General features: G+C 56.3%; 7 protein-coding genes. 4 read left to right on the top strand and 3 right to left on the bottom strand.

What is annotated here, in order from left to right; all coding sequences use genetic code 11:
- Positions 1 to 6: 6 nt before the first annotated feature.
- Entirely contained in the window at positions 7 to 171 is a 165-nt protein-coding gene (locus tag AC2VNK_RS03280; RefSeq protein WP_486882781.1) for a VIT1/CCC1 transporter family protein, read from the top strand.
- A 13-nt stretch (positions 172 to 184) separates the two neighbouring features.
- Here AC2VNK_RS03280 and AC2VNK_RS03275 read toward each other — a convergent pair whose 3' ends face one another.
- From AC2VNK_RS03275 to AC2VNK_RS03265, 3 genes are all read right to left on the bottom strand, one after another.
- Positions 185 to 583, bottom strand: coding sequence for a rhodanese-like domain-containing protein (locus AC2VNK_RS03275; RefSeq protein WP_291521598.1), 399 nt, complete (start codon positions 581 to 583; stop codon positions 185 to 187).
- A 94-nt stretch (positions 584 to 677) separates the two neighbouring features.
- The gene (locus AC2VNK_RS03270; protein WP_291521600.1) at positions 678 to 1,064 is read right to left on the bottom strand and encodes a DUF423 domain-containing protein; all 387 of its coding nucleotides are present in this window, start codon (positions 1,062 to 1,064) and stop codon (positions 678 to 680) included.
- Between the two features lie 171 nt (positions 1,065 to 1,235).
- Positions 1,236 to 2,213: a cation diffusion facilitator family transporter gene (locus AC2VNK_RS03265; protein WP_486882780.1), complete on the bottom strand. Its 978-nt coding sequence runs from the start codon at positions 2,211 to 2,213 to the stop codon at positions 1,236 to 1,238.
- Positions 2,214 to 2,309: 96 nt separating this feature from the next.
- On the opposite strand from AC2VNK_RS03265, the gene AC2VNK_RS03260 reads away from it, so the two are divergent.
- The 3 genes from AC2VNK_RS03260 to fghA all read left to right on the top strand — a co-directional run.
- The gene (locus AC2VNK_RS03260) at positions 2,310 to 2,795 is read left to right on the top strand and encodes a Cd(II)/Pb(II)-responsive transcriptional regulator (protein WP_486882779.1); all 486 of its coding nucleotides are present in this window, start codon (positions 2,310 to 2,312) and stop codon (positions 2,793 to 2,795) included.
- 597 nt (positions 2,796 to 3,392) lie between these two features.
- Entirely contained in the window at positions 3,393 to 4,502 is a 1,110-nt protein-coding gene (locus tag AC2VNK_RS03255; protein WP_486882778.1) for an S-(hydroxymethyl)glutathione dehydrogenase/class III alcohol dehydrogenase, read from the top strand.
- Positions 4,502 to 5,266, top strand: a 765-nt coding sequence (gene fghA, locus AC2VNK_RS03250; RefSeq protein WP_486882777.1) for an S-formylglutathione hydrolase, incomplete at its 3' end; no start/stop codon positions are given. The genes AC2VNK_RS03255 and fghA, both read left to right, overlap by 1 nt.

Genomic DNA, 5,266 nt, shown 5'->3' with positions numbered 1-5,266 from the left:
CTTGTCCTGTTTACGACCACCATTCTGCTGCTGGCGATCCTCGGCGCGGTTGCTGCAAAGGCCGGTGGCGCCTCCATGATGAAGGGTGCTCTCCGCGTTGTTTTCTGGGGGGTCCTCTCAATGATCGCCACCACGCTGATTGGCCACCTGCTAGGACAGGCGGGTGTCTGACCGACGTTCGGCTTTAGCATTGCTCCCAGGGTAATCCATCGAACCGCCAGCCATTCAGGCTGCTTCGGCAATGCTGATCATTCAGATCCCCTTCAAAACCATAAGCTATATTGTAAACGGCACTGAAACCATTAGCCTGTAAAAATAGTCCCGCCTCCAAAGAGCGATGGCCGCTACGGCAAATCAACAGGACCGAACGATTAAGCGATGTGGCTCGCCGCACCCGTGCCAGAAAGTCTGGGTTGATTTCCCAGTCGGGCTCGTCTCGCCAAGGAATAGATAATGCTTCCTTTGGGTGCCCGACGAAAAGAAACTCCATTTCGCTCCTGACGTCAATAAGCACTGCCTGTGGGTTTTCTTGCAGGAAGTGGAAGGCATCATGTGGTGCGAGGTGTATTACTGACTTTGTCATCTTGATCACCTAACCAGTGGCCTCAGCCCCATATCCGTCGTTTTTACCAGTCCCGGATAACCACATATTACTCTCACTGTCGGCTCCTGCGGCACTACGACACCTGCAAAATCACTACAGCTAGCAAGATCCATGCAGAAATGAGTGACAGCCCGCCGATTGGTGTGGCAGTGCCGAGCCAACCCTTGCCGGTGATCGCCAGGAGATACAGACTACCCGAAAATAACACTGTCCCGCCCACCATAAGCCAGCCTGACAATTCCATAAGGTTGGATTCCGGCAATTGCAGCGCCACCAATCCTACCAGCATCAGTCCCAGGGCGTGGTAAAGGTGGTACTGGCTACCAGTATGGTAGACGCTCATCATTTTTGGCGACAAGCGATCTTTCAGGGCATGCGCACCGATGGCCCCCAGTGCTACCGCAGCCCCCGCATTAGTTGCGCCAAGGGCAACGAACAGCTTATCGATCTGCGACATCATACATTATCTCCGCTTGAACATGGTATTCGACTCGCCATCCGTGTCTTACGATCGCTGGATGCCCTTACCCTTCCCTCTGGCCTCACTCCCACCCTGATCGATTGTGGTTACCACAACTGTAGGCAGGCGAGGATTTTTCTGCACGGGCAGCGGTTCAAAGCCGCCAAAGTTTTACACCAGATGTTCCCCAGTCAGCGCGCAAGGATGGCAAGGATCGCCGGTTTCTATTTGCAGGGTAGGGTGGACGATCTGGAAGTGCTCGCGTAATTCCTCACTGATATTATTTAGCAGCGCATCACCGGGATGGCCGTTGGGCATGACCAGATGCGCGGTCAGTGCGGTTTCGGTGGTACTCATGGCCCAGATATGCAGATCATGCACGGCCGCTACATTGGGTAAACCGAGCAGATAGGTTCGCACGGTATCGGTGTCGATGCCCTCCGGGACGCCATGCAAGGCGAGATAGGCGGAGTCGCGCAGTAAGCCCCAAGTGGCCATTACAATCAACGCGCTGATGAGTAGACTGACGGAGGAATCCAGCCAGAACCAGTGGGTGAACAGCATCACAATGCCGGCAATGACCACGCCGAATGAGATGGCAGCGTCGCTTGCCATATGTAAAAACGCCGCACGGATGTTCAGGTCGCCTTTTCGTCCTGACATGAAGAGCAGTGCCGTGCTCGTGTTAATCAGTACCCCTAAAGCTGCGACGCCAATTACGATACCGCTGGCCACCGACGCCGGATGCAGCAGGCGCCCAACGGCTTCCCAGGCGATGCCACCGGTGACCACCAGCAGGAATACGGCATTTGCTAATGCTGCGAGAATAGATGAGCTGCGTAGTCCATAGGTAAATCGCCCGGAAGGTGGACGGTTGGCCAGGGCACTCGCTGCCCAGGCCATGAGCAGCCCCAGCACGTCGCTGAGATTATGGCCGGCGTCCGCCAGTAGGGCCAGAGAATGCCCAAGCACCCCGAACACCGTTTCGGCCAATACGAAGCTCAGGTTGAGCGCTATGCCGATCGCAAAAGCACGGCCAAAGTTCGCGGGTGCGTGGGCGTGACCGTGCCCTCCTTGGCTATGCTCATGATCACGGGCGCGTTCATACACATGATGGTGTTCCGTATGGTCAGGATGATCGTGTGCCATTCAGCACTCCTCGGCATTTTGGTCGATGATGACGCATTAAAAACCTTAGTGTCACTCCAGGGTCAAGGGCTTATAATGATCTTTTGCGGAGGATTTATGCAAATTGGCGCGTTGGGACAAGCTACCGGCGTAGACCCGGATACCATCCGTTATTATGAGCGGATAGGCCTTTTACCCGCCCCTGACCGGCGGGCGAACGGCTATCGCGTTTATGGTCCTGCCCATCTGGAGCGGCTCGCTTTTGTTCGTCACTGCCGGGATCTCGACATGCCCCTGGCGGATGTCCAGCGCCTTCTGCATCTGCTTGATCATCCTGCAGACGATTGCCGTGATGTCGATGGACTGATCGATACGCATCTCACGCAAGTGCGGGAAAGACTGCAGTCATTACGAATGCTGGCGCATCAGCTTGAACAGCTGCGCGGCCGTTGCTATGGCCAGCATGCGACGTCGGAATGCGGTATTCTCCACGAATTGATGGCCGCTGCACAAGGGGAAAGCTGCGTATGTCATGGGAACATGCCGGATCGCCAGACTGCTGACCCCGGAGATCACCGCTACGATGGGAACCTGAAAGCTTAACGCCTTGAGGGCAATCTCAAAAGTCAGGCGCAAAGACGCGCCCAACAGGATATTTAAAGTTTTTTGCAGCGCAATGGTCCTTGGGCGTCAGATTGTGCTCAAGCATATACCCGTGATTTCCGCTTAGGAGGTGTTGGATATGCCAAGCTCAGTTACTATTCATCCATCCGTCGATCATGGGGTCAAAGAGGGACCGTCCCATTTTCATGGTGGTACCTTACATTGTCATTGCGCCCATAACCCGGTGCTTGTGGAGGTGAAGTCGCAACTGGCCGCACAATCACGCGCGCGGTTGCACCAGGTGCTGGAAGCCCAAAGGCGCCAAGTTTGCGGTGGTGGGTGTCGTGCCGAGAGCTTCGGTTACGGTGCTGGAAAATTTGGTCGTATTGAAAATAAAGATCACGTGTTTTATGGTCTGGACTTCGTTCACTCCGAACTGTCTCCGGAGAAGGGCTGGGCGGCCCCCGAATTCGCAAGGCTTTCTCAAGGAAGCCTGATTACATCACAGATCCGCCCCATGGTGTGTCCGGCCGGGAAGGCGGCGAGCACCGGAGGCGGAGTTTCAGCAGAAATTACCCTTACCAGGAGTCTATAGTCATGGATGTTCGTGCAGCAGTCGCCTTTGAGGCGGGTAAACCACTGGTCATTGAAACCGTGCAACTGGATGGCCCCAAGGAGGGTGAGGTGCTGGTGGAGCTTAAAGCCACCGGCATTTGCCACACCGACCATTTTACCCTTTCCGGCGCAGACCCTGAGGGCCTGTTCCCGTGCATTCTCGGCCATGAAGGCGCCGGGATAGTCGTCGACATTGGGCCGGGTGTAAAGAGTCTCAAAAAGGGCGACCACGTCATTCCTTTGTATACCCCCGAATGTCGCGAGTGCGAGTATTGTCTTTCGCGCAAGACCAATCTCTGTCAGAAGATTCGGACGACCCAGGGGAAGGGACTGATGCCCGACGGGACGACGCGCTTTTCGTTCAAAGGCAAGCCGTTGTTCCATTACATGGGCTGCTCGACCTTCGCCAATTATACCGTGATGCCGGAAATCGCCCTTGCCAAAATCCGGGAAGATGCCCCTTTCGACACGACCTGCTACATCGGCTGCGGGGTAACCACGGGTATTGGCGCCGTGGTGTTTACGGCAAAGGTGGAGCCCGGCGCCAACGTGGTGGTTTTTGGACTGGGCGGCATCGGCCTGAATGTGATTCAGGGCGCCAAGCTGGTGGGCGCCAACATGATCATCGGGGTGGATTTAAATCCGGCCCGGGAGGCCATAGCCCGGAAGTTCGGTATGACGCACTTCGTCAATCCGAAGGAGATAGAAGGCGACCTCGTGTCCCATCTGGTCGAACTGACCCATGGTGGTGCGGATTACAGCTTCGAGTGCATCGGTAATGTGAAGGTCATGCGCCAGGCGCTGGAGTGCTGTCATAAAGGCTGGGGTGTTTCCTGCATCATCGGCGTTGCCGGTGCCGGCCAGGAGATATCGACCCGTCCCTTCCAGTTGGTTACCGGGCGGCGATGGATCGGCAGTGCGTTCGGCGGCGCGCGCGGGCGTACCGACGTTCCGAAAATTGTCGACTGGTATATGGACAAGAAGATCAACATCGACGACCTGATCACCCATCGTCTCCAACTGGAAGACATCAACGAAGGGTTCCATCTTCTGGAAACGGGGGAGTCTATTCGCAGTGTGGTGGTGTATTGATGGCTTCGTTAGAAACACGGGAGGAGCATAGCTGCTTTGGCGGGCGTATGGGTTATTACACCCATGCGTCCAGTGCCACCGGAATACCCATGAATTTCGCGGTGTACCAGCCGCCCCAGGCGTTGGGTGGTGCCCTGGTCCCGGCCGTATATTATCTGGCAGGGTTAACCTGCACCGAAGAAACGTTCATGATAAAAGCTGGCGCACAGCGTCTGGCCGCCGAACTGGGGCTGATGCTGGTCGCCTGCGATACCAGTCCCCGCGGATTGAACATCCCCGGTGATTCGGACAACTGGGACTTCGGCGTGGGGGCGGGGTTTTATCTCAACGCAAGAATGCCGCCCTGGACCCGGAACTACCGGATGGGCAGTTATGTAGATCATGAGTTGCCAACCTTCATTGAAGAACATTTCCCGGCATCTCCCGAACGCCGCGGGATTTTCGGGCACTCCATGGGTGGTCATGGGGCGCTGGTGCTCGCTTTGCGCAACCCGGAACATTGGCACTCGGTATCGGCATTTTCGCCCGTCTGTAACCCCAGCACTGTGCCCTGGGGAGAAAAGGCTTTCGGGAATTATCTGGGGCCTGATCGTGAGCAATGGCAGGAATGGGATGCCAGCATGCTGATGCGTCAGCGTCCCTACCCCGGGGAGATACTAGTAGACCAGGGAGAAGCGGATCCTTTCCTTGTCGTGCAACTGAAACCAGAGACTCTGGAGGCCGCCGCAGAGGCTTCCGGACAACGACTCCGTCTGCGACGGCAT

This window comes from Acidithiobacillus sp. TH-A35, assembly GCF_057473505.1.
The sequence above is the reverse complement of the archived record's forward strand: the minus strand, read 5'-3'. Positions and strand labels throughout refer to the sequence as shown.